The organism is Thalassobacillus sp. C254 (genome assembly GCF_001310615.1).
Window position 1 is genome coordinate 142,400 of record NZ_BAXQ01000006.1, and the last position, 23,288, is coordinate 165,687.

Annotated in this window: 24 protein-coding genes, 4 pseudogenes and 1 riboswitch; of the genes and pseudogenes, 26 read left to right on the forward strand and 2 right to left on the reverse strand. The window is 38.5% G+C overall.

Annotated elements, in window-relative coordinates; genetic code table 11:
* Nucleotides 1-22: 22 nt before the first annotated feature.
* Both JCM19033_RS08485 and JCM19033_RS08490 read left to right on the forward strand, forming a co-directional pair.
* Nucleotides 23-676, forward strand: coding sequence for a ribonuclease H family protein (locus JCM19033_RS08485; protein ID WP_054635986.1), 654 nt, complete (start codon nucleotides 23-25; stop codon nucleotides 674-676).
* Nucleotides 677-779: 103 nt separating this feature from the next.
* A complete protein-coding gene (locus JCM19033_RS08490; RefSeq protein WP_054635987.1) occupies nucleotides 780-2,453 on the forward strand; it encodes a ribonuclease J in 1,674 nt (557 codons plus the stop codon).
* An 81-nt stretch (nucleotides 2,454-2,534) separates the two neighbouring features.
* Here the strand turns inward: JCM19033_RS08490 and JCM19033_RS08495 are convergent, their stop codons facing one another.
* The gene (locus JCM19033_RS08495) at nucleotides 2,535-3,881 is read right to left on the reverse strand and encodes an amidohydrolase family protein (RefSeq protein ID WP_054635988.1); all 1,347 of its coding nucleotides are present in this window, start codon (nucleotides 3,879-3,881) and stop codon (nucleotides 2,535-2,537) included.
* 370 nt (nucleotides 3,882-4,251) lie between these two features.
* Between JCM19033_RS08495 and JCM19033_RS08500 the strand changes: the two are divergent.
* From JCM19033_RS08500 to JCM19033_RS08585, 20 genes and pseudogenes are all read left to right on the forward strand, one after another.
* A pseudogene (locus tag JCM19033_RS08500) lies at nucleotides 4,252-5,113 on the forward strand (pirin family protein).
* Between the two features lie 46 nt (nucleotides 5,114-5,159).
* On the forward strand, nucleotides 5,160-5,459 hold the full coding sequence (locus tag JCM19033_RS25405; RefSeq protein WP_269758079.1) for a nitroreductase family protein: 300 nt from the start codon (nucleotides 5,160-5,162) through the stop codon (nucleotides 5,457-5,459).
* Nucleotides 5,450-5,752, forward strand: coding sequence for a nitroreductase family protein (locus JCM19033_RS25410; RefSeq protein WP_269758080.1), 303 nt, complete (start codon nucleotides 5,450-5,452; stop codon nucleotides 5,750-5,752). The genes JCM19033_RS25405 and JCM19033_RS25410 overlap by 10 nt, the downstream gene beginning before the upstream one ends.
* A 265-nt stretch (nucleotides 5,753-6,017) precedes the next feature.
* Nucleotides 6,018-7,474, forward strand: a pseudogene (locus tag JCM19033_RS08510) (aldehyde dehydrogenase family protein).
* A 22-nt stretch (nucleotides 7,475-7,496) separates the two neighbouring features.
* Nucleotides 7,497-8,358 (forward strand): annotated as a pseudogene (locus tag JCM19033_RS08515) (methyl-accepting chemotaxis protein).
* A gap of 375 nt (nucleotides 8,359-8,733) precedes the next feature.
* On the forward strand, nucleotides 8,734-9,723 hold the full coding sequence (locus tag JCM19033_RS08520; RefSeq protein WP_054635989.1) for a hypothetical protein: 990 nt from the start codon (nucleotides 8,734-8,736) through the stop codon (nucleotides 9,721-9,723).
* Nucleotides 9,724-10,034: 311 nt separating this feature from the next.
* Nucleotides 10,035-10,961 carry an NAD-dependent epimerase/dehydratase family protein gene (locus JCM19033_RS08525; protein ID WP_054635990.1) on the forward strand — a complete coding sequence of 309 codons (927 nt, stop codon included), beginning with the start codon at nucleotides 10,035-10,037 and terminating at the stop codon, nucleotides 10,959-10,961.
* An 18-nt stretch (nucleotides 10,962-10,979) separates the two neighbouring features.
* Entirely contained in the window at nucleotides 10,980-11,726 is a 747-nt protein-coding gene (locus JCM19033_RS08530) for a YveK family protein (protein ID WP_054635991.1), read from the forward strand.
* Entirely contained in the window at nucleotides 11,707-12,105 is a 399-nt protein-coding gene (locus JCM19033_RS08535) for a hypothetical protein (RefSeq protein ID WP_054635992.1), read from the forward strand. The genes JCM19033_RS08530 and JCM19033_RS08535 overlap by 20 nt, the downstream gene beginning before the upstream one ends.
* Nucleotides 12,106-12,379: 274 nt before the next feature.
* Nucleotides 12,380-13,066, forward strand: a complete 687-nt coding sequence (locus tag JCM19033_RS08540; protein WP_054635993.1) for an oligosaccharide flippase family protein — start codon at nucleotides 12,380-12,382, stop codon at nucleotides 13,064-13,066.
* Nucleotides 13,054-13,605: an oligosaccharide flippase family protein gene (locus tag JCM19033_RS08545; protein WP_054635994.1), complete on the forward strand. Its 552-nt coding sequence runs from the start codon at nucleotides 13,054-13,056 to the stop codon at nucleotides 13,603-13,605. The genes JCM19033_RS08540 and JCM19033_RS08545 overlap by 13 nt, the downstream gene beginning before the upstream one ends.
* A gap of 23 nt (nucleotides 13,606-13,628) precedes the next feature.
* Nucleotides 13,629-13,838, forward strand: coding sequence for a hypothetical protein (locus tag JCM19033_RS23345; protein ID WP_157049805.1), 210 nt, complete (start codon nucleotides 13,629-13,631; stop codon nucleotides 13,836-13,838).
* Nucleotides 13,828-14,907, forward strand: a complete 1,080-nt coding sequence (locus JCM19033_RS08550; RefSeq protein ID WP_054635995.1) for an O-antigen ligase — start codon at nucleotides 13,828-13,830, stop codon at nucleotides 14,905-14,907. The genes JCM19033_RS23345 and JCM19033_RS08550 overlap by 11 nt, the downstream gene beginning before the upstream one ends.
* Before the next feature lie 207 nt (nucleotides 14,908-15,114).
* Entirely contained in the window at nucleotides 15,115-16,212 is a 1,098-nt protein-coding gene (locus tag JCM19033_RS08555) for a glycosyltransferase family 4 protein (RefSeq protein WP_054635996.1), read from the forward strand.
* A 67-nt stretch (nucleotides 16,213-16,279) separates the two neighbouring features.
* A complete protein-coding gene (locus tag JCM19033_RS08560; protein WP_054635997.1) occupies nucleotides 16,280-16,894 on the forward strand; it encodes a hypothetical protein in 615 nt (204 codons plus the stop codon).
* Nucleotides 16,882-17,382 carry a sugar transferase gene (locus JCM19033_RS08565; RefSeq protein WP_054635998.1) on the forward strand — a complete coding sequence of 167 codons (501 nt, stop codon included), beginning with the start codon at nucleotides 16,882-16,884 and terminating at the stop codon, nucleotides 17,380-17,382. The genes JCM19033_RS08560 and JCM19033_RS08565 overlap by 13 nt, the downstream gene beginning before the upstream one ends.
* Nucleotides 17,363-17,656 carry a sugar transferase gene (locus JCM19033_RS08570; RefSeq protein ID WP_083465340.1) on the forward strand — a complete coding sequence of 98 codons (294 nt, stop codon included), beginning with the start codon at nucleotides 17,363-17,365 and terminating at the stop codon, nucleotides 17,654-17,656. The genes JCM19033_RS08565 and JCM19033_RS08570 overlap by 20 nt, the downstream gene beginning before the upstream one ends.
* 603 nt (nucleotides 17,657-18,259) lie before the next feature.
* Nucleotides 18,260-18,460, forward strand: coding sequence for a hypothetical protein (locus JCM19033_RS08575; protein ID WP_054636000.1), 201 nt, complete (start codon nucleotides 18,260-18,262; stop codon nucleotides 18,458-18,460).
* A 122-nt stretch (nucleotides 18,461-18,582) separates the two neighbouring features.
* Nucleotides 18,583-18,984: a hypothetical protein gene (locus tag JCM19033_RS08580; protein WP_198153453.1), complete on the forward strand. Its 402-nt coding sequence runs from the start codon at nucleotides 18,583-18,585 to the stop codon at nucleotides 18,982-18,984.
* A 26-nt stretch (nucleotides 18,985-19,010) separates the two neighbouring features.
* Entirely contained in the window at nucleotides 19,011-19,436 is a 426-nt protein-coding gene (locus JCM19033_RS08585) for a universal stress protein (protein ID WP_054636002.1), read from the forward strand.
* Between the two features lie 132 nt (nucleotides 19,437-19,568).
* Here the strand turns inward: JCM19033_RS08585 and JCM19033_RS08590 are convergent, their stop codons facing one another.
* Entirely contained in the window at nucleotides 19,569-19,763 is a 195-nt protein-coding gene (locus tag JCM19033_RS08590; RefSeq protein WP_054636015.1) for a YwbE family protein, read from the reverse strand.
* Nucleotides 19,764-19,972: 209 nt separating this feature from the next.
* Here JCM19033_RS08590 and JCM19033_RS08595 point away from each other — a divergent pair, with 209 nt between their 5' ends.
* The 4 genes and pseudogenes from JCM19033_RS08595 to JCM19033_RS08610 all read left to right on the forward strand — a co-directional run bounded on the left by JCM19033_RS08595 (nucleotide 19,973) and on the right by JCM19033_RS08610 (nucleotide 23,209).
* Entirely contained in the window at nucleotides 19,973-20,737 is a 765-nt protein-coding gene (locus JCM19033_RS08595) for an alpha/beta fold hydrolase (protein ID WP_054636003.1), read from the forward strand.
* Between the two features lie 18 nt (nucleotides 20,738-20,755).
* On the forward strand, nucleotides 20,756-21,070 hold the full coding sequence (locus tag JCM19033_RS08600; protein WP_054636004.1) for a patatin-like phospholipase family protein: 315 nt from the start codon (nucleotides 20,756-20,758) through the stop codon (nucleotides 21,068-21,070).
* 13 nt (nucleotides 21,071-21,083) lie between these two features.
* Nucleotides 21,084-21,602: a patatin-like phospholipase family protein gene (locus tag JCM19033_RS08605; RefSeq protein ID WP_054636005.1), complete on the forward strand. Its 519-nt coding sequence runs from the start codon at nucleotides 21,084-21,086 to the stop codon at nucleotides 21,600-21,602.
* A gap of 77 nt (nucleotides 21,603-21,679) precedes the next feature.
* A riboswitch (cobalamin riboswitch) is annotated at nucleotides 21,680-21,872 on the forward strand.
* Between the two features lie 215 nt (nucleotides 21,873-22,087).
* A pseudogene (locus tag JCM19033_RS08610) lies at nucleotides 22,088-23,209 on the forward strand (5-methyltetrahydropteroyltriglutamate--homocysteine S-methyltransferase).
* Nucleotides 23,210-23,288 lie beyond the last annotated feature (79 nt).

The window sequence follows — 23,288 nt, forward strand, 5'->3', positions numbered from 1 at the left end:
AGTGACAAAAGGTGGGGTCAAGATGAAGGTTAGTCTGGAAGTGAAGTACAAAACGCCGAAAGGGACGGAAACCTCGTTCACCTCAGAGGAGATGAAGGTAGAAAAAGCGTTGCTGATTGCTGAAGATTTGCAAAAAACAGGCAGAGTAAAAGAAGTTATCTTTGTTGACCAGCTGCAAACGAGATGGACTATTAAAGAGATAAAAAAATATGTAGAGGAAGTAGAAACGGAACCTCATAATATAACGGTGTATTTTGACGGGGGTTTTGACCACAGTTCACGAAAGTCTGGTCTTGGCTGTGCAATTTACTATGAACAAAACGGCAAGTCATTTCGAATGCGCAAAAACGCACAGGTTGATGACCTTGATACAAATAATGAAGCAGAGTATGCTGCTCTTTATTTTGGTTTACAGGAACTAGAGCTTTTGGGCGTTCACCATTTACCAGTGACTTTTATCGGGGATTCTCAAGTAGTGGTCAATCAGCTTAATGGAGAGTGGCCTTGTATGGAAGAGACGCTAAATACATGGGCTGAAAGAATAGAGCGAAAGATTAAAGAGCTTGGAATCACTCCAGAATTCACCCTTGTAACAAGAAAAAAGAACCAGGAAGCTGATCAATTAGCTTCGCAAGCCCTTAAGGATATAGAAATTACAAGTACACTTGAAATATAGCGAAATTTAGTGTCTGTCCACTTCAAGGGCAGGCGCTTTTTTTAATTGATCATCCCTCTTCCGGGCATACTAGCTTGTAACAATGCTGTCAGGAGGGATAAATGTGAGCACTAATGAAAATGCCATCTCTATTTTTGCTTTAGGCGGGTTAAACGAAGTAGGGAAAAACATGTATGCCATTGAGTATAAAGATGAAATTATTGTGATTGACTGTGGAAATAAGTTTCCGGATGAAAGCTTGTTAGGGATTGATTTAATTATTCCGGATATGACCTATTTAGTAGAAAATAAGGAAAAGGTTAAAGCGTTAATTGTAACCCATGGTCATGAAGACCATATAGGAGGCATCCCATTTTTCCTGAAGAAAATAAATGTTCCTGTGTTTGCGACGCGTTTTACATTAGGGTTAATTGAATTAAAATTAAAGGAACATAGAATTCTCCGGGAAACGGAATTAAACCAAATCGATTCAAATTCAAGTCTTACTATCGGTGAAATAAATGTAACCTTTTTCAAAGTGACTCACAGTATTCCTGATTGTTTGGGTATTGTGTTTAGAACTCCAGAAGGAAATGTCGTACATACCGGGGATTTTAAGTTTGATTTAACGCCGGCCATGGACGAACACGCCGAATTTCACAAAATAGCTGACATCGGCATGGAAGGAGTTCTGGCTTTGCTTTCTGAAAGCACAAACGCAGAGCGTCCTGGATCGACCCCTTCAGAGCAGATTGTAGGAGAAAATGTGGAAGAGGTATTTATGAAAGCGGAAGGAAAAGTTTTTCTCTCCACCTTTGCTTCAAATGTAAGCCGTGTTCAACAGGTTGTGGATGCTTCACGGAAAACGAATCGTAAACTGGCTCTCCTTGGACGAAGCATGGTAAACGTCGTAAATGTTGCTATGGAGCGAGGGTATTTAGATGTGCCCGATGGGATGTTAATTGATAAAAAGGAGGTACACGAATTTCCACCTGAGAAGGTTGCTGTTTTGTGTACTGGAAGTCAGGGAGAACCGTTAGCCGCTTTATCGCGTCTGTCTACCGGGAACTTTCGGGATGTGGAGATTTTTGCTGGAGATACAGTGATTCTTGCGGCGGGGCCTATTCCGGGAAATGAACGAAGTGTCAGCAAGATAGTTGATAATTTATTTACCCTTGGAGCACATGTGATATATGGAACGGGAAGCTCTTCGGGGATGCACGTCTCAGGGCATGGGTATCAGGAGGACTTAAAGTTAATGCTCACTCTCCTTAAGCCAAAATATTTTATCCCGATTCATGGGGAACATCGGATGCTTCACCATCACCGATTGCTCGCTGAATCTGTCGGTGTTCAAAAAGACCATACATTTGTCATGGGTAACGGTGAGATCGTGGATATTCAATATGGGGAAGCCCGTTCAACGAGAAAAATACCTGCAGGGAATACGTATGTAGACGGTATCGGTCTTGACGATGTAGAAGACATTGTCCTTCGTGACCGGAAACAGCTTTCTGAAGATGGAATGCTTGTTATCGTGCTAACAATGAGTAAGACTGAAAAGAAGCTGGTCTCAGACCCTGACACTATTTCCAGAGGCTTTGTCTACATGAAAGATTCTGACGAGCTTATTAAGGATGTAAATAAGCTGATAGAAAAGACTGTAAGCAACATGAAAGAAGAAGATAGAAGTGAATGGAATGTAATCAAACAACAGGTCAGAAAAGCCGCTGGGAAGCACTTGTTTCAGCAAACGAAGAAAAAGCCGATGATTTTGCCTATTATCATTGAAGTGTAATATATTTAGAAGCCAAAAGCAGGAGTGGGAAAAGGGAACGATCCTATTCACAACTCCTGCTTTATTTTCCACGTGTCAGATTTACCGTGTCATTTTGTATTGACGGTTAAAAATTGCCTCGCTGGCTGATTCCACTTGCCTTTTGAAGGTTGGGTCACTTCCCTTTAACATTTTGCCATTTCTTTTTACAGGGGTACCGGCTACGAAAACAGAATCAATATTTTCAGGTCGGGCACTCTGGACAATAGCCCCGATAATTTCGTTATTTAAGGGATGCAAATTAAAAGAATTGGGGTTGATAAAGATAAGGTCAGCTTCTTTCCCTTCTTCAAGAGTTCCGGTCTTTTCTTCTAACCCCAGAGCTTTCGCCCCGTTAGCTGTAGCAAAAGTATAAGCGTCGGCTGTGGAAAGGGGAAGGTCTCCCGGCATTTCTCCTCTTTCTAGAAGCTTTTCATTTTGAAGAGCCCTTTCAGCCTGGAGTGCGAATTTCATTTGAGAAAACATATCGCCGGCAGTAGAAACGACTACATCCACTCCTAGAGTTACGAGGCCGTTATTCTCATAAACGCGTCCAGTGGCAGGGTATCCGTGTCCCATCATCATTTCCACTTCAGGTGTTACAGAAACAGACGCACCAGTTTCACCAATAAGTTTGTATTCATGAGGCATGACAGTGTTTACATGAACAAGATTAATATCGGGTCCTAATAAATCAGCGTGATACAGTCTTTCTATAGAGCGATCATGAGGACCCCATGTCCCAAAGCCAATATGCATAGAAGAAATGCAGTCTAACTCCCTGGCCAGATGAATGTCATCAACGGCCGTTTCCCAGGAGCTGAATTCCGGACCTCGAACTCCTAGAGCCATAGTAAGAAGCTGGTCATTTGTCTGGAAATACTCCTTCTTAATTCGCCTGCTATCAACAGGATGTCTTTTTTCGCTGTCTCTTGACCAATATTCATTGTGACCCGAAGTTCCGTGAGCAAATACTGCGCGAATACCTGCATCCTGCAGACCTTTAATGCACGCATCGGCGTGCTCCGGGGTTTCCAGCATGGAGTAATCTAAAAGGGTGGTAACACCCGCATCAAGGGCCTCCAAGGAACCCCATAGATTAGCAAGATAGCTGTCTTCAGGTGTTAAGCGGGAACCCAGGTTATTAAAATAAATACGTTCTAAGTAGGTTTGCAGAGACCAATCAGTGCCAATGTGGCGAATCAATGATTCCCATACATGACGGTGTGTATCTACAAAGCCTGGAGCAATAATCATGTTCCGTGCATCAATTTCTTCTGTAACATCAATATCGTCAATTACGGGCCGTATTTCTTGAATATGTTTTCCTTCAATGAGAATATCCTTTTCTTCCAAGGTTCCGTACTTAGAGTTTAAGACCAGTCCATTTTTTATTAAGGTTCGCTTCATCTGCATCTCTCCTTCATTAGAATTACTAGTGTATCTTCAAGTTCAGAATAATTGGATCATTTTAGAAGTGTCAATTCTTTCGAGGAAGAGAAGGAGGATATCCTTATTTACGTAGGAAAATGTAACTGGAAAGACGTGTGAGTAATACAAAGCACTAAGACCTATATGACAGAAGATAACAGGAAAACGTGGGTGAAATAAAAGGTTTGCTTTAATTTAGTAAGTGTGATGAACTCTAGATAAGCACAGCTGTATTTTTAAGAACACCTATTTATCAGGCCTGGAAGCTTGATAAAGTATTATTACACCCTATATAGTTGTTGTAGCAACTATATATAAAAACTATATATAAAGACAAAGGAGTGTCATTATGAGTGAAGCTGTTCAAAGAAATATAAAGGATCACTGGTATGTGAAATATGAAGAAGCAAGCTTTCCCTTCATACAGAAAGGATGGGTGCTGCCAGTCGATAGGTGGGCAGACTTTGATCCATTTATCTTAATGGCAGAGGATTGGTTTAAAAGAGGGCGTTTTCAGACCACCCGCACAGAGGATTTCAAACTGTCACCTATGTGATCGACGGCAGGCTTGAACACATTGATAACGGAGGTGGAAGAGATATTTTAGAGCCGGGGGATATGCAGTATATGAATGCGGGCTGGTCGGCCAGGCATGCAGAGGAAGCAGTGGGCAATGATATTGCTCATACCCTGCAGTTGTGGTTAAACCTCCCAAGAGATCTTCGTCATTCTGAAACGTCCTATCAAAATGTCTACGCTGAAGATGCTCCCGTAGTTTCTTTTCAAGGAGGAACAGTAAAAGTTTTTTCCGGAGATGTTGCCGGTGTAACTGGTCCTTTGCAATCGGCAGTTCCAATCACCATGTCTGAAATCACTCTGACGGAGGGAGCCTCTTATACTCATAAATTGCCTGAAACTCATAATGCGTTTGTTTATGTCCTTTCAGGTGACATAGAATTTGGAGAGAGTCCTGTAAATTTAAAAAAACATGGAGCAGGAACCTTAACTTTTAAAGAAAACGGGAATGAAAATAATGAGAGTGATCTTTTTATGAAGGCAAACAGCAGGCGTTCAAAGGTTCTTGTTTACTCAGGTACACCGATCAGGGAAGAGATTGTACCTTACGGACCTTTGTGATGAGCACGATGGATGAAATTAAAGAAGCATATCGTGATTTTCATAATGGAAAGTTTGGTCCCCCTGCCGTATAAGGTATAAGAGAAAGATATTATTACTCTCAAACAGGAGGTGTCTCATTTGGATGTTTTAAAGGCAATTGAGACAAGAAGGAGCAATGGGTTAGTTTCTGATAAACCTGTTCCAGAAGAATTACTCGAAAAAGTTTTAGAGGCCGGTACGTGGGCTCCAAATCACCATAGAACAGAGCCCTGGCGTTATTTTGTATTAACGGGAACTGCCAGAGAACCGTTAGGCGAGGTCCTGGCGGAAATTACTGCTAAAGAAATGGAAGACCCGGAAAGTGAAACGAACAAAAAGAAATTAGAAAGAGTAAAGGCAAACCCCTTTAGGCTCCTGTTATCATTGCCGTGGGAGTAGAACCGAGTGAAAAGTCAAGGGTAATGGCGAAAGAAGAACACGCCGCTGTCTATGCTTCTATTCAAAACATGCTTTTAGCCGCCCATAGCCTTGGGCTTGGAGTCTTCTGGCGAACAGGCGAAGCGTGCTACAATACAAGGATTAATGAACTGTTCGGACTCTCTGAAAAAGGTGAAATGCTTGCCTTCCTCTATCTCGGCTACCCCAAAAAGGAAATGCCAGCAGGAAAAAGAAAGCATTACAGTGAAGTTACGACCTGGATAAAAGATAAGGGATTTTTCCACAAAGCGTAATTCGAATAAGGCAAAACCGGGGACCAAAGAGGCGTTCCTGGTTTTTTTGTGATTTAGAAGTACATACAGTCCTGCAAGAAAAACAAAAAACACTCTAGGTTATTGCTTATGAATTAATGAATGCAGAATAAGTAATGGGTATACATGCAGTGAAGTCCCTATAATACTGATTAGTTGAGAAACAAAGAAAGGAAATAATAGTTATCAAAACCTTTCACCACTTAGCCGATAATAATGACGACAATATAAACTAGTGGAGGGCAAAATGATAAGCTATGAGACGTTAGGAAAGCAATTTATTGGTGGGAAATGGAGACAGGGTCAAAGCAGTCGTCTCTTAAAAAATATTAATCCTTATAACGATGAAGTCCTTACTGAAATTACAGCAGCCACGGTAGATGATATAGACGAGGCTTATGCCTCTGCTCTTGAATCCAAAAGGGAGTGGGATAAGGTAAACGCTTATAAAAAGCGTGATATTCTTGAAAAGGCTGTAGATTACATAAAAGAGCATGAAGAGGAAATAACAGAAATTATTGTAGAAGAGCTAGGGGGAACCCGTCTGAAAGCAGCATTTGAAATTTCTTTGGTCAAAAATATGATTAAAGAAGCAGCTACCTTTCCTTTACGAATGGAAGGTAAAATTCTTCCCTCGACGGAAGATAGCAAAGAAAACAGACTTTATCGGATACCAGCAGGTGTAGTGGGAGTCATCAGCCATTTAATTTCCCTTTTTTCTTATCCGTAAAGTCAGTTGCCCCAGCTCTAGGAGCAGGCAATGGTGTAGTGCTGAAACCACACGAAGATTCTCCTGTAACAGGCGGCACTCTAGTCGCCAAAATCTTTGAGGAAGCAGGAATTCCGAATGGACTTTTAAACGTAGTCATAACAGACATTGATGAAATCGGTGATGCTTTTGTTGAACATCCAATACCAAGGATTATTTCCTTTACAGGCTCTACTGCGGTAGGCAGTCATATTGGCCAGTTGGCCGTAAAAAACTTTAAAAAACCATTGTTAGAACTGGGCGGCAATAGTGCTTTTATCATTATGAAGGATGCAGATTTAGATTATGCAGTACAAGCAGCCGTTTTCAGTCGTTTTACTCACCAGGGACAAATATGTATGTCTTCCAATCGCATACTCGTACAGAAACCAATCTATGATGAGTTTATAGAAAAGTATGCTGAGAAGGTATCCTCACTTAAAACAGGAGATCCAAAAGATCCGAATACAATTATTGGACCAGTGATCAATACAAGACAAGCAGGTAATTTGAAAATGGCTGTGGAAAAAGGGATTGAGGCGGGGGCTGTGCCCGTGGTGAGGGGGGCCATAACGGGAAGAATGGTGGAACCAACTGTGCTCGCAGATGTGACTCCTGATATGCTTGCTGCCCAGGAAGAACTGTTTGGCCCGGTGGTATGTGTCATTCCTTTTGAGACGGAGGAGGAAGCAATATCTATTGCGAATAATTCAAAGTTTGGTCTTAGTGGTGCAGTTCACACGGCGAATCTTGAAAAAGGCGTGGAAATGGCTAAGAAAATTCATACAGGAATGATTCATGTTAATGACATTACCATTAATGATGAACCTATAGTTGCATTCGGGGGAGAAAAACAATCTGGATTGGGACGTTTAAATGGAGAATGGAGTTTGGAAGAATTTACAACCTTGCAATGGGTATCAGTGAACTATGAACAAAGGCAATTTCCCTATTAAATAAAAGGATGGTAGATGTGTAATGAGTGAAGCTGTGAGAGAAGAGTCTGGAACAAGTGCGGAACTAATAGATGCTTTTGTAAAAATAGCACCATTTTTAAATAGTTTAGTACAAGACGATATTACGGTAGGTATTTATGATACTGAGAAATTAATTATTAATATTCCAGCAAAAACGTTTTCTTTGAACGTAAAGCCTGGAGACCCTCTTACACAAGGAGATATTGTTACCGATGCAATTAAAGATGGTCAAGAAAAAAACGTCTCTGGTCCCTAAGGAATTGTTTGGTTTCCCATTGATCGCTCGTGCTATCCCTCTTTATGATCAGTCAGGGAATATTGTAGGGGGAGTAGGCATGGGAACTAGCTTGGAAAAAGCGAACCAGCTCTTTGAAATGGCCGAAAGCTTTTCGGCAATCGTTGAGGAGACGGCGGCTTCTATAGAAGAAATTAATAAATCAGTGGTCATGCTGACTGAGCGAGTGACCGAAGTCTCTTTGCAAATGGAAAATGTAAGTTCAAGCGCAGATGAGATTGGCCAAATTTCAACTGTTGTCAAAGGGATCTCTGACCAAAGTAATTTACTCGGGCTAAATGCTGCCATTGAGGCAGCTCGAGCCGGTGATTCAGGAAAAGGGTTTTCTGTGGTGGCCAATGAAATTCGCAAGCTGGCAACAAATTCAAAAGAAAACGTTGATCAGATTAATGAGATCACTAATACTATTCAAGAATTGCTTCAACAGTTAAATGAAGCTTTTCAAGACATTAATAGTCTCACAGACACGCAAGCTGGATCTATCCAGGAGTTTTCAGCCACGATTCAGGAGATAAGCAAAACAGCCCAAGATTTAGCTGAAATGGCAGAAAGCTCTTTACGTACATAATATGGTTGATTTACAAGAGAGTGTTGATCCAAAATAATAGAGGGACACATGCCAAGCTCTCCCTTCAACGATTAGCCACTTCTTTTTCTGATGTCGCGTCCTTTTAAATGAGCTTAACCGTAGTCATTAATAAAACCGGATTAGGAATTAACAAAGAGCAGAACCTTTTTCAAAAGGTCTACTGCTCTTTGTTGTCTACAGGAAGGTTTGTTGGTGTTGTCATGTCGCTCCGTTCTTTTCCATAGTGTTTTTACCCTTCTTTAATATTACTCAAGCTAATTCACTGTTTATTTCTACTACTATTAACAAGGATATGGATAGAATTGTAAAGAATAATATTAGCAATTAGTTTTATTGTAGATGGAGGAGATTACTATGAACGCCAAAGTTTTAATAATAGCAGCAATGTTGGTATTACTCATTGGTGCATTCAGCTATTTTCAACTATCAGAAGTGACGAGCAGTGGAGAAGCGGAAAAGGTTGAGCATCAATGGTATATTGAGGCAAAGGATTTCATAGAAGAGAGCGATAATGACAAAAGCAAGGGTCTTCAAGAAGCCATAGATTTTGCAGTCGATTCAAATATTGGCAAAGTAAAATTACTAGGAAATGCAACCTACACATTGAACTCAGGACTGTTATTGAAAGAGGGGGTAGCTTTAGTATTAGGGGAGAATACAAGGTTATCTGTTGAAGGTGATTTTCGCGTGATCGAAATGGAAGAAAATTCTTCATTATCAAACGGCTTTATCGAAATAAACACAGAAGAATTTTCTTCTGAAGTCATTTATCTAGACGGAAGATCACAATTTTGGTCCTGGGGAAAAACAAAGGTTGAAAATGTAGCTCTTATTAATACGACAGGAACCAATCAAGGAACAGGTCTGTCTCTTCATTCTCAAGAGGCCGATCATTATGTAAGCTTTGTAAACTTTAATAATATCAACATTGTAGGCTTTGAAACCGGTATACGTTTACAAGCTGATAATCCTGATGAGGAAGAGGGTTACAGCTGGGTTAATGGAAATAGATTCCATAATATTACTTTGGATAGCTGTGTCTACTGTATAGAATTAAATAGTTCTGTCACTATTCCTGATGAAGTTACAGGGAATTCGTTTCAAGGTTTGCAGGTTCAGTTATCTGATATAACAGAAAAAGTTCTATCTATTAGTGGTTCAGATAATAGATTTGAAGGGGTAATATGGGATGTTCATCTTATAGAGCAGGAGGAAGCAGTCATTGAATTTACCCAGGATTCTTACCAAAACAAGTTATCTTCTAATATGAGAGATGGATACATAGAAGACAATGGAGAGAGTAACTATTCTATCTCACCAGGAGAAAATGGAGATACTAATTAACTTTATTATTGTCCAGCATCATATTTTTAAACAAAATGGTTCTTTTATTGTTCTTTATAGAAAACAAAAAATGAGTAAGAATAAGAATTTTACAGAAATAAGAAGGATACTTGTGGTGATTTGGTAATTCAATCTATTTTGAGGATTTTATTTTTTAAAAAAAAGGAATATAATCAAAAAACATTCTATAAACAGCACAAAACACTACTTTTTTATGTTAATTTTATATTTTTTTGTTCATTTGTTCTCAATAAAGCACAAATTTAATCTTAATGAAGAACAATATTGTAAACAAAAAAGGAGTGAACGGCATGAAGGTATTGGTAACAGGAGGAGCAGGGTTTATTGGGTCTCATGTTGTTGATGAATTATTACTAAAAGGGTACCAAGTAAGTGTCGTTGACAATTTAATTACAGGGAAAAAAGAAAACCTGCCAAATGGCGTGACCTTCTATAAAGTGGATATTCGTGATAATTTAAATGAAATTTTTGAAAAAGAAAACCCGGATTATGTGATTCATATGGCTGCTCAAGTATCTGTTTCACATTCTATATCCAGGCCTGTATATGACGGGGAGCAGAATATACTTGCAACAATTAATGTGTTAAAAGCATGCGTTCAATTTAAAGTAAAGAAAATAATTTTTGCGTCAACAGCTGCCGTGTATGGTGAACCCCATTACTTGCCTATTGATGAAAATCATGAATGGAAACCAATATCTTTTTACGGACTTTCAAAGCTTAATGCTGAATCATATATAAAGATGTTTTCAGAATTATACGGTTTGAATTATACCATTTTAAGATATGCAAATGTTTATGGAATGCGCCAAGATGCTCATGGTGAAGCCGGAGTGGTCGCTATATTTATAGAAAAAATAATGAAAGGGGATAGGCCGACCATATTTGGGGACGGGCTGCAAACCAGGGATTTCATATTTGTAAAGGACGTAGCCAAAGCTAATGTAGCAGCATTAGAAAATGGAGACGACATGGTTTTTAATGTAAGCACTGAAAAAAAGACATCAGTAGTTGAGATTATTGATGAGATGGCAGAAGCTTTTAATAAAGAGATATCTCCACAATTCACAGAAGAAAGAGAAGGAGATATAAGAGATAGTTATTTGTCGAATAGAATAACAACATCTGAATTAGGCTGGGAACCAATGTATACACTATCAGAGGGACTGCATGACACTATAAATTACTATAAAAACATTGCCGTAGAGATTATATAGTGCTTGGGGGAGAAAAACATGGATGAAAGTGTGGATATTAAGGGAATATTGAAAATCTTAAGAAGACGGATAGTAACAATTGTCATCACTTCTTTTTGTGTGTTTGCATTGATTGCTCTCTCCTTAATTTTTTTAGTTAAACCTACCTATGAAGCGACTGGTTATTTGTTGGTTGGTGAACTGAAAACCGAAGAACAATACTACGGTGAACGTCAAGAGATCGATATGCTTTTGGCTTCATCTATCGACTTTATTAAAAGTCCCATTATTTTGAATACCATAAATGGAGAATTTAATATTCCTCATGATGAATTGATCGAAAAGATTACTATTAATAACAATGATAACTCGCAAATCATTAACGTGGTTGTAAGGGATAATGATCCGCAAATTGCTAAAGGATTGGCCTCTACTATAACAGAAACGACTGTAGAAACTATGAACGGATCTTTTGACATGGATGCTATTCAAGTTCTTAGCAACACAGAAGAAACCATTTCTTTAACACGAGTGGATAATGTAGCACTGAACTTAGTGATTGGTTTTGTGGTGTCGTTAATAATGGGTGGGAGTTTAGCGTTAATGAGGGATTATTTCGATGACTCTATAAAAAGCCATAAGGAAATTGAAGTCTTAGGTCTCACTGTGTTAGGGGAAGTTAATCTAAAAGATCAGCCACGAAGTCAGAAGACTAAGGCGAATAAAGGATTGGAAGTCGCTAAGAGAAAGAAAGGAGGAAAGATAAGTGCTGAAAAATCATATTAAGAATAAATTGAATGTGATGAGCGGTAGTAGAAGTAACGAACAAATTAAAGTGATAAGTGCAAGTTTAGAAAATGAGCTGTCTAAAGGATCCGTATCTTTTATGATTACTTCTCCTCAACCCAGCAGTGATACAGCGGTTATATCGGCCAAGGTAGCAGCAGCCATGGCTCACCAGGATAAAAAGATATTGCTGGTGGATGGCAATGTTAGAATGCCCTTGTTGCATGAGACTTTTGAAGTGAGCAATAGCACCGGCCTTGTGGATACTCTGATATGGAATGGCCCGGAAAAAATGGTCAAAAATGAAAAGGAAACCAATATAAAGGGTCTGTTTTTGCTTCCCGCAGGCGAACATAGAGTATCCAGGGGAAGTATTTAAAATTAGTAAGGTCAACAAGCTCATTACTTACTGGAAAGAGATTTATGACGTTATTATTTTTGCAGCGCCAGCTGCCATTCCTTATTCTGAACCGTATGTACTGGCAACCGGTTGCGATGGAGTAATAATAGTAGTTCAAAAGAATAGTACAAAAACAGAGGAGCTGCATAAAGCCAAGGAGAGCCTCGAAAGAAGCAATAATAGGATTCTTGGGGTAATTTACCAAAGAAAGTAAAAAGATAGTAGCCAGGTATTTCGTTATTAAGGTGGTAATATGAAAAAAAACTCCATCGCAAAAAATGTAATTCATCTATTTTACAGCACGGCCTTATCAAGCGCAATCAATGCTTCAGCGTTAATTGTACTAGCATACTACTTACATTCATATAATTATGGATTATTCAGTGTCGTATTAGCGATTGCCATGATCATGGGGTATTTTACTGATGCTGGATTAAGTGGCATTGTCTTAAGAGAAGGATCCAAAAAAGAAGTAGATACACCTATATTAATGTCTTCTTATATAAAGCTACGCTTTACACTGCTATTGATTGTTTTTATTGGAGGATTCTTGATGATTGAAATTGTCCATCAAAACAATCAGGAATTAGTGAAGACAGCTTATTATTTAATTATTCCCATGGTTACAGGGGTCGCATTACAAAGCATAGGAACCACGTATTTTCAGTTAGTTGAAAAAATGCATTTTTTTGGATTGATCCGTATCGTCTCGGCTGTTTGTCTTTTACTAACTTTATCTATTGGAATGGCTGCTTCGTTAAGTCCATACCTGATCTCTTTTCTCTATGGTTTTTCCTATATGATGGGTGGATTATTTGGACTATATCTAGTAAGGAAACATATAAGAATTCCTGTGAAATGTCGCTTTCATAAGGGGATTTTACAAAACATAGGGCTTTTACCATTGGTGGATTCTTATTTATCATCTTGCCGCACTTAGGTCCTATTGTGTTAGAAAACACAATCAGTCTGGCTGAGGTTGGGTTGTTTGCTGTTGCGTATAGAATACCGCAGGCATTGCAGCAAATTCCATTTGTTGTTGCTGGAGCTTATTACCCGGTTTTGTTTAGGTACTATAACCAACGATTACTTGTTGAACATTTGAAGCTTAACATTAACCAAATCAAGTTTATGGCTTTGATAGGGATGGCTATGTGTGTTATATTTTTTCACCTTTCTGAATTTGTTATTAGCCTTCTTTTTGGGACGGACTGGCTTGGAGCTGTTCTTCCATTAAAAATCCTTTCCGTCATGCTTTTTCTTCAGTCTGTTAATATAGCTCTTGCTGACGGCCTGACTTCAAGGTCCCGCCAAAATCATCGGATGACAGTACAGTTAATTGCCGTTATATTGGGAGCAGTAATGTATTATTATTTCAGCCTTCCGTATGGGGTAATAGGGGCTGCTTTGGCAGGAGTTTGTATTGAAATACTGGCATTGACAGGGTTTTGGTTATGCAACCCCATCGGGTTGTTATAGCCAAAAGAGCAATTTTACCCTACATGACATTTTTTGCAATCAGTGTAGGGGTTTGCAGTTATTTCTTGAACCATATTCCATTGTTAGCCCTTATAATTAATTTACTGTTTATTGGAATCTTTATGATGCTGGATAAAGAAATGAGAGGGAAAATTAAGGAGTTTATTATAACAAAAACATTGGTTGATCGTTCTGGCATAAATAAATCAGAGGGGGTAAAAGATGGAGCCTAATAAACTCTCAACGTCTGTTCCTTCAAACCTTACTCTGATTCTGATGTTTTTGATGGTAACTTTAGCCAACTATGGTTTATATATAGGATTTGCTTTAAAGCCCTATATGATCTTTCTATTTGTCTTTATTATGTTCCATCTATCTTCTTTATATTTTCAAAGAGTTCACCTTTTTGAAATTATTATGGTGATGTTTTATATCATGTATGTCTTCTCTGGAGCATTTGCTTTATATCCTGGCTCAAGTTTTAGAATCATGGTAGGTATTATCATTTATTTAACTTGTTATTTTATTATGAAATCCATTATCTTACATTTTTCTTCAAAACAGGTTGAAAAAGGTCTTTCATATGCAGGAATAATCTTCAACCTTGCTAGCATAGTTTTGTATATTATTGGATTAAATAAACTTGGCTTTACTTTTCAAGGTGAAAGAATTGTTGAGCTTGGAGTCATGGTGGATAGAACGTACCCACGTCTTATTGGTTTGTTGGAGGATCCGAATTTTTTTGTTTTTTATAATACGATATTTTTTGCTTACTTTTTATGTAACACACATGGATTAAGAAACAAAGTGGGCTTGGGTCTCTGTATAATTACAAGTTTACTAACTTTTTCGAGAGGAGGGCTGTTGGCTCTTTTCATTATTTTATTAATCTATTTACTTATGAATAAGCCGGTAAAACAGGCCAGGATGTTGTTTAGTTTGATTGCTTCTACAAGCATTCTCTTTTATATCACTGTCTTTCATTTAAACCTTAATTTATGGGGAATGATAGATGCCAGGTTTGAAGACTTTTCAACGGATGGAGGAAGCGGGCGTTTTGAGTTATGGGAAAGAGCCTGGGAGTTTTTTAATTCTAGTATAGTAGTCGGAATCGGAGCCTTTAATTTTTCAGATTATAATGAATTTTATTTCAATGATGACCTAAGTGTGCACAATACCTTTTTAGATATTTTATCTGAATCCGGCTTACTTGGCATTCTTCCCTTTACTTTGTTTGTAGTAGTTGTATTTGTACAAATGCTCCAGTATCAGGTCTACAGAAAAAACCTTATTTATTATTAACCTTTATCGGCTATGTTCTTCAAATGCTGTCACTTTCAGTGATTATAAACGATATGTTTTTCATGTATTTGGCTATACTTTCCGTCTACTTGCATAAAGAGAGATTAAAAGAAAAAGAACTGCTATTTAACACAAAAAAAGGGGCAGGCACGTCTCCTGTTTCGCCACAACAAATAAACCATGCAAGTGGATAAAGGAGGACTAAAAATGAATGTGCTTTTACTTACAGATAAGTTAATAACCGGAGGAGCTGAAATTTACTTTTGTAAGCTAATGAATAAATTACATCATGATAACTGTAATTTCTATGCTGCCGCTGGTCCCGGAGAGCTTTATGAAAAGCTGACTCAAACAAAGCATTTTTTGCAATTGGATCGCAATTCTCATCTTAAAAATATAAGAAAGCTTCGTAAGATGGTAACAGAAAAAGATATAAACATTATTCATGCCAATAGCTTACGCATGGTTTTCTACTCAATTATTCTTCAACGGCTCGCAAGAAAACCGGTCCAAATTATTTATACAAAGCATAATGTTACTTATTTAGAAAAGCAACATCCAGCCCTTTTTAGCAAGATAATTAATAAACACGTTGGCAGGGTTATTACAGTTAGTGTATGTGAGAAAGATAATTTAGTAGATTTAGGGGTAGACAGTCGGATATTAGTAACAGTGCATAATGGAGTAGATTTACAACAGTTCACATTCAAGCGTGATAGTAAGAGAAATATAAGAAAGGTAGGAATATTAGCGAGATTATCCAAGGAAAAGAATATTGAGTTCTTCATTGATGTAGCAAACACATGTAAAAACCGTTTAAATATGGAATTCCTTATAGGTGGGGTTGGGACAGAGCTCGAGCAGTTAGAAACAAAAATTAACCAATTGAATTTACAAGAAAATGTAAAAATGGTTGGAGCCGTTAACAAACCAGAGGAATTTCTAAAAAGCATTGATATTTTGCTGTTAACCTCTCATAGAGAAGTATTCCCAATGGTGATCTTAGAAGCAATGGCAGTAGGGACCCCGATTATTTCCATTGATAGAGGAGGGGTGGGAGAAGCTGTGATAGACAAGTCGACGGGTATGCTAATCTCTCAGCATGATAAAAACCATTTTGCTGAACAAATCGAGATTCTAACAAATGATGAAAGCATCCGCAGACACATTATAATTAACGCAAGGGCCAAGGTAGAAAAGGAATTCTCATTGGATGCAATGGTCAATGATACCCTGTCCCAGTATATTGATCTTCATAAAACACAAAAGGAAATGATGATGAAAGAGAGGGAGGCCCATGTCTAATAAAGGGGTACTCTCCATTACAAAAAAAGAATTGTTTTAGTTTGTGGGTAAGAGAGGAGGAAAAAGCATGAACATAGAGTCCAATATTCGCCTCGGTAAATTGTTTTTAATTTTATTGCATTTGGTACTGTTATATGTCGGATTTTTGGCAGCCTACGGGGTTTATGAAGCCCTCTCTTCAACAAATGATCTTTTAATAAACCATCAACTTATTCTAATTACATCGTTAGTAGCAATTGTAAGCTTTAATTTATTTGATTTATATTCAAGCTGGAAAAGAAAAAGTATCAAAAACCTTGTTTATTCAATTGTATTGGCGCTTTCGACTGTGTGTTTAATTAATTTAGGGATATCTTGGTTTTCTGTAGTTCCCTTGTCTTCTGGATTGGTGTTACTGGCCTTTGCCTTTCAACTATTTTTTGTTGGCGGCATGCATATCCCTTTATGGTCCATACAAAAAAAGAATCATGGCTTAAAAAAAGTTTTGATAATAGGGGAAGACAAAGGAGAGGACGCAGGCCTGGCAAAGAAAATACTTAAGCATCAACCAGGCTGGTTTCTAGTGCATGGATATACTAATGTAAAAAATAAAAATTTAACAAAGAGTGATTTGAGTGTAGTAGATGCAGTATTGATAAGCCAAGTATTACTGAAGATAAGAAAGCGGAAATGGTCCAGTTAATCAGCAGTAACGGAAAAGAAATTATGGTTGTACCTACCTTTTATAATTTGTTGTTGACTGAGTTGAAGCCAGAACAAATCGATGACATGCTTGTATATTCTTTAAAACCAATGGTTGCAAATAAAGGAACCTTACAGGTAAAACGCCTAATTGATTTTGTATTTTCCATCCTAATAATAATTGCAGCTAGTCCAATTATTATTGCCTTGTTTGTCTTAATTCCTCTTACTTCAAGAGGACCAGCTATTTTTAAGCAGGAAAGAATAGGGCTTCATGAAAAACCATACATTACTTATAAATTTAGAAGTATGGTTCAGGATGCCGAAAAACTAACGGGTCCAGTTCTCGCTTCCGAACACGATCCACGGATCACTAAGCTTGGAAGAATAATGAGGGCTTTGCGACTGGATGAGCTACCTCAGCTGTTTAATGTTGTGAAGGGTGACATGAGTTTAGTAGGTCCCAGACCTGAAAGAGACTTTTTATAAAAAATTTAAGAAAGATATACCTGAGTATGAGCATAGGTTTGCCGTTAAACCAGGTATTACAGGTGTTGCTCAAGTATTGGCTAATTATACAACGACTGTTGAAGATAAACTTAGATTCGACCTTATGTATGTAAGGAATTTATCTTTAATGCTTGATATTAAAATATTATTTCAAACCTTAAGAGTGGTACTACAGAGAGAGCAGGCGAAAGGAGTGGCAGATGCTGAGATAGAAGAAACACAAAAGAAAATAAAAGTAATGGAACAGCACTAACTAAATATAAAGAAAAGAAATGATTAGGATTCCCACCAATCTATGTATATTCATGTGATTATTAACCACCGTTCAGTCTAGATTCAACAGTGCAAATAGCATTGAAAGGGGAAGTGAATAACACTAGAGTAACGGAAATCATGGGTGGTGCGAGGTCCTCCTCACATGTTAAAAAATAAAAGCAGCTAAAACAATAACTAATAATCAATCCACTAACAAAGAAAACGAAAATGCATAATCAACTTCCTTAGTTGATTGTTTGGAGTGAGATTCTCACACTTTTTTCAAAGTGTGCGGGTTCTTTATTTGTTTGAATTTTTAATTCCTCCGTGCAAAGCTGAACAGTGTACATAGGTTGCAACATCCTTATCGTGTTTGAAAATAAAAGGCAGGTCAAGACTATGTCAACAGTAGGTGATTAGAGAGAAACTGTGATGTACCTCACGGCTCCTCCCTTGTCAATTTATTATAATCAGCCTAATAATAAAAAAAGCCTTCCATCGTCCTGCTTACTTCTCTATAGTTTCTTTATTTCCGCATTTATTTACAGGTGGTTTCAAAGTATGGGGGATGTTTTTGGTGTAAATGTAAGGGGCTGTATTCATGACCTTTGGTATTATTATGATTGGAGTGTTTTATTCCTTTATTTATCTATTCGCATATAAATTGGTGCCTTCAAATAAGCTGAGACGTGAAAAGTGGATTTCTTTTGTTGGCGGGTTAGCAGCTTCTTATGTATTTATTTATGTATTACCATATCTTCACGACCATCAGCATGCCATCAAAGAAGAATATGGCGTTTAGCCACTCAAACTGAACTATATTTTGTATGCTTAGTAGGTTTACTCGTTTTTTACGGGGTACAGAAATACTCTGAGGGGAATTTTAGTAAAGTACAAAGTGCATCAAGCACCTCAAACTTTTGGGTGCAGGTATCCTTCTTTGCCCTTTATAACATATTGGTTTCTTATACTCTTGTTTCTACTGAAGTAAGCGGTGTGCAGGCTATGTTTTATGCCTCTGCTCTAGGGCTTCATTTTCTGGTTGTAGCTCATGATATTTGGAGGTATTATCCAACCCAATATGTCGCTGTGGGCAGATATATTATGGCTTCAGGGGTAATGATAGGCTGGATAATGGGGATTTGGCTGTCTATCTCTTATTTACTAGAAGCTATTATTTTTGCATTTATCTCAGGGGCAATGATTCTTAATGTTTTAAGTAATGAGCTCCCCAAACACCGTGAGGCTCATTATCCAACCTTTGCGTTTGGAGTAATTCTTTATACAAGCTCTGCTATGTTTTTTAAGTTCTTTTTTGAATGGTAATTTTAATTGTTGGAGGGAGTAAAGCGGTGAATTCTATATATTCCTCTATTCTGGTAGCAGTAGATGGGACAAAGGAAGCTATGCTTGCATTACAAAGAGCGCTAGAAATGGCAAAAGAAAATGACAGTAAGCTGATTATTTCTCATGTAATTGATTACAGTGCGTTTCCCAAAAAGCAGCAAGAAGACCCCGCTTTTATGAAGTTGGCTGAAAGGCACGGGAATGTTCTCCTTGGTATCTGTGAAAGAGAAGCTAGATCCGCGGGATTGAAAGATGTGGAGACCACCCTTAACTTTGGATCTCCTGTCGTGAAAATATCTAAGGAACGCTCGCTGGAATTTGGTAGTGATCTAGTGATAGTGGGAAAGGAATCTAATGAGAAATATGTAAGGGTTTCAGAAAGCATTGCCCGCCATTGCTCATGTGACGTGTTAATTGTCCAAGAAGATTAAAACAGTACTTATTTTAAATAAATGATAAAAGCCAATTAAAATTTCAGTAGAAAATAATCGAAATATAAATAAGAGAAAGTGTAAAAAGCACCCAGGCGGTGCTTTTTTGATAGTTAACCTTAGGTGTAAAACCTAATCAATTATATTTTTCACTCGTCCTACCTGGCCATCTTCGAGTCTGACTTTAATACCGTGAGGATGAGTTGCTGATTTTGTTAATAGGTCTTTTACAATTCCTTGAGTCAGCTTGCCGCTTCGCTGATCCTTTTTTAATACAATCTCTACTTTTAAACCCGGGTACAAACTGCTGCGCTGAGTGCCATTCATAAAGCAAACCGCCTTTCTTTCAGAGTTTTTTCTGTACATACAGCTTATCATGTCTCCCTGGCAGTTAGTAGAACTCATTGGCATAAATGGCAAGGGGGAGATTATTGTATGAATTTTATATTTTGTCACAATCTAACAGTGACTACCAGAGGAACAGAGCGGGTAACAGTGAAAATAGGATCATACATTAATTATGGAGGACAGGAGCTATGCCATTTATGAAGATAAATGGATTAAAAACATATTATGAATCAAAAGGTAAAGGGGAAGCCATTGTTTTTATTCATTGCCCCGTGCATCCCAGCGATGTTTACCGTCCTGAATTGGAGGAATTATCTTCAGACTATCATGTCATTTCAATGGATATACGAGGACACGGGAGAACAGCCTCCTCCCCAGATCCATGGGATTTTTCAGATATAGCAAATGACCTGAAAGAACTTTTGGGCAGGCTTGGTATTGAAAAAGCATGGCTTTGCGGTTATTCAGCAGGCTGCTCTATTGCCTTTGAATTTACGTTTAAGTACCCTGGGGCTGTCAAAGGCCTGATTCAACTCGGCCCTGTCCCTAAGGTGGAGGATGGCCTTCTTTATTTTATTGTGAAGAATGGAATTCGGTTATCGCTTATAGATAAACCCGCGTTGTTCCTTGCCTTTTTTGGAGCCATCATCAATACAAATGACTGGCAAAGGTTTTTGAGTTTGCTTAAAGCATCTTTACCAACAAACGGGCTGGATGCCTCACAGTTTTATCACGCCTTTTTGCATTATGATTGTACAAAACGTCTTCCTTCTATTAAAGTACCTGTTTTACTTGTATACGGGGAAAAGGACAGAATTACTGGTAAGTATGCTTTGCCCATGAAAGGTTTTTTGCCGGACAGTACATTGATTTTTATAAAAAAATGCGGACATGAGATTCCTTTAAAAAGAAGTGTTGAATTGAACCTGCGCATCAAAGAATTTATTTCATGATTACAGGAGTGTGCATGTATGGAAACCGGGTTAGCATTTGCCGGAGGAGGAATACCGGGGTCGGCAGCTGTAGGAGTGCTGCTCGCTTTTGAAGAAGCTGGAATTAAGGTTTCACACGTTACCGGATCAAGTTCTGGAGCTATGGTAGCGGCGTTATACGCCTATGGCCATAAAGCAGAGACTTTAAAAAGGATTGTTCCTTCGTTAAACAGGCGTCTGCTTGATTTTGACTGGAGATCTCTTCTCTATAGAGCCTTATTTATTCGGCCCCGAGTAGAAGGGATATTGAAAGGGGAACGTTTACGAAATATTATGGTACAACACACAGGATGAACCTCTGTCTTCCTTGAAAATACCATGCGGAATCGTAGCAACTGATTACGGGCGGGGGACAAGCGTTGTTTTTTCTTCAAATTCTGTGGAAGATTATGAATATGTGAACAATACTTCAATAGCAGATGCCGTAAGGGCTAGCTTTGCGATTCCAGTACTCTTTAAACCGTATCATTATGGAGAAAGAATGTTGATTGATGGTGGCGTTACCTCAAATTGTCCTGTCAGAATATGCAGGGCATTGGGAGCAGAACGCGTTATTTCTGTAGATCCTATTACACCTATTATCAATGCAAAGTCTGGTTCAGCAAACATCGTCAAAGTCATCAATAACGTCATCAACCTTTCATTGAAAACCCAAATGGAAGCAGAGCATAAGGAAGCCGATTATAATCTCTATCCGGAGGTAGGAGCTATCGGGGCTTTTGACTTTCGGAAGGCTAGTCATTGTATTGATTTAGGGTATGAGACAGCTATGGCGAAAATAGAAGAAATAAAAAAAGTATTAACAGAACAAGAACAAGAGTATTGAGGATATGCTGACATAATAGAAAATTTTACTAAAAGCATGGACAAAGGGAAGGAATCAGCTATATACTCAGAAGTATAATTAAATAATAATAAACAGGTGTTGTAAGTTGGTTTTATACATTACAGCTTAAAAGGGAAGCTGGTGAAAGTCCGGCACGGTTCCCGCCACTGTAAATCTGAGTAACCTGCAAAGATCCACTGCTGGAAAGCGGGAAGGAGCAGGAAACAATGAAGATAAGTCAGGAGACCTGCCTGTATGATTACACATGGACCTACGGGAAATAGGGAGGGGTGTTTGCTGAATTAATTGTATTAAGGTTCATTCCTTATGCTACATAGTTTGATAGAAGCATTCAGGCCGCTGTGGTTTGTTTGCTTTTTTTTGTTGTTAATTAGAATAGGGTACTATCCTCTATCAGTTGTCTGTGTCGTGACGCTGGCAGTCTTACTAGTGAAAAACTCAAAAATAGAAGAGGAGAGAATAAAATGAGTGATACAGTAAAAGGACCATTTAGAGCAGATCATGTAGGCAGTTTCTTAAGGCCGGAACGATTAAAAAAAGCCCGCCTGCAGAGGAACAGAGGGGAAATCACAGCTGAGGAACTATGGGAAATGGAGAATGAAGAAATAAAACGACTGGTAGATAAACAAAAAGAAGCTGGCTTAAAAGCTGTAACAGATGGGGAATTCAGACGTGCATGGTTCCATTTGGATTTCATGAAAGAAGTAGAAGGAATGGAATTTGTCACGTTGGATAAAGGCCTTATCTTCAGCGGAGGAACGGAAACAAAGGCAGAAGGTGCTAAGGTGACGGGCAAGCTGAATTTTGGCGATCATCCTGTGGTGAAGGAATACAAATTCCTTCACAGTATTAAGGGAGACCATGAAGCAAGAATCACAATACCGAGTCCCAGCATGTTTATTTTCAGGACAGTAACGGATGAAGAAAAAAATTCTATTCTTCAGAATCTGAACTCTTTGCTGATCTAGTTAAAGTATACAAAGACGCAATCAGTGCTTTATATGACGCAGCTGCCGCCACCTGCAATTTGATGATACTACTTGGTCATTATTCCTGGAGGCCGAGAAGGACAAGGACCTGGTTCTGTCGGGGGGACTGCTTCAGGCCAGAGGTCTTGACCCACAAGAAACCCTTGAATTATTCGTTGACACTGTAAATGAGCGATCGCAGACAAACCAAATGATATGACAATAACAATGCACGTTTGCAGAGGGAACTATAAGTCCACGTATGCATCAAGCGGCAGTTATGATGCGGTTTCCGAGATTATGTTCAAGAAATTAAACGTAGATGCTTTATTTCTTGAATTTGATGATGAACGTTCCGGAGGCTTTGAACCGTTAAGCCATGTAGAGCGCGAAGATTTTTATGTGGTCCTTGGTCTGATCACATCTAAATTTCCAGAGCTAGAGGATCCAGATCTAATTCAGAACAGAATTGAAGAAGCAGGAGAATATCTAAGAAAAGAGCAGTTATGCTTAAGCCCTCAATGTGGTTTTGCCTCCACAGAAGAAGGGAACCTTCTTACCGAAGAAGAACAATGGGCCAAGGTGCGGCATGTGGTCAGCATCGCAAATGACGTATGAAAATAGTGAGAAGAGCCTCATCGAAAAATCGATGAGGCTTTTTTTAATAAAGGCTTGGTTACATTTTGTGGTTACTATT

Coding starts and splice junctions, on each gene's coding strand:
- JCM19033_RS08485 (WP_054635986.1), top strand. CDS start 23: ATGAAGGTTAGTCTGGAAGTGAAGTACAAAACGCCGAAAGGGACGGAA.
- JCM19033_RS08495 (WP_054635988.1), bottom strand. CDS start 3,881: ATGAAGCGAACCTTAATAAAAAATGGACTGGTCTTAAACTCTAAGTAC.
- JCM19033_RS08520 (WP_054635989.1), top strand. CDS start 8,734: ATGAACGCCAAAGTTTTAATAATAGCAGCAATGTTGGTATTACTCATT.
- JCM19033_RS08525 (WP_054635990.1), top strand. CDS start 10,035: ATGAAGGTATTGGTAACAGGAGGAGCAGGGTTTATTGGGTCTCATGTT.
- JCM19033_RS08530 (WP_054635991.1), top strand. CDS start 10,980: ATGGATGAAAGTGTGGATATTAAGGGAATATTGAAAATCTTAAGAAGA.
- JCM19033_RS08540 (WP_054635993.1), top strand. CDS start 12,380: ATGAAAAAAAACTCCATCGCAAAAAATGTAATTCATCTATTTTACAGC.
- JCM19033_RS23345 (WP_157049805.1), top strand. CDS start 13,629: ATGACATTTTTTGCAATCAGTGTAGGGGTTTGCAGTTATTTCTTGAAC.
- JCM19033_RS08550 (WP_054635995.1), top strand. CDS start 13,828: ATGGAGCCTAATAAACTCTCAACGTCTGTTCCTTCAAACCTTACTCTG.
- JCM19033_RS08555 (WP_054635996.1), top strand. CDS start 15,115: ATGAATGTGCTTTTACTTACAGATAAGTTAATAACCGGAGGAGCTGAA.
- JCM19033_RS08560 (WP_054635997.1), top strand. CDS start 16,280: ATGAACATAGAGTCCAATATTCGCCTCGGTAAATTGTTTTTAATTTTA.
- JCM19033_RS08565 (WP_054635998.1), top strand. CDS start 16,882: ATGGTCCAGTTAATCAGCAGTAACGGAAAAGAAATTATGGTTGTACCT.
- JCM19033_RS08575 (WP_054636000.1), top strand. CDS start 18,260: ATGACCTTTGGTATTATTATGATTGGAGTGTTTTATTCCTTTATTTAT.
- JCM19033_RS08590 (WP_054636015.1), bottom strand. CDS start 19,763: ATGAATGGCACTCAGCGCAGCAGTTTGTACCCGGGTTTAAAAGTAGAG.
- JCM19033_RS08595 (WP_054636003.1), top strand. CDS start 19,973: ATGCCATTTATGAAGATAAATGGATTAAAAACATATTATGAATCAAAA.
- JCM19033_RS08600 (WP_054636004.1), top strand. CDS start 20,756: ATGGAAACCGGGTTAGCATTTGCCGGAGGAGGAATACCGGGGTCGGCA.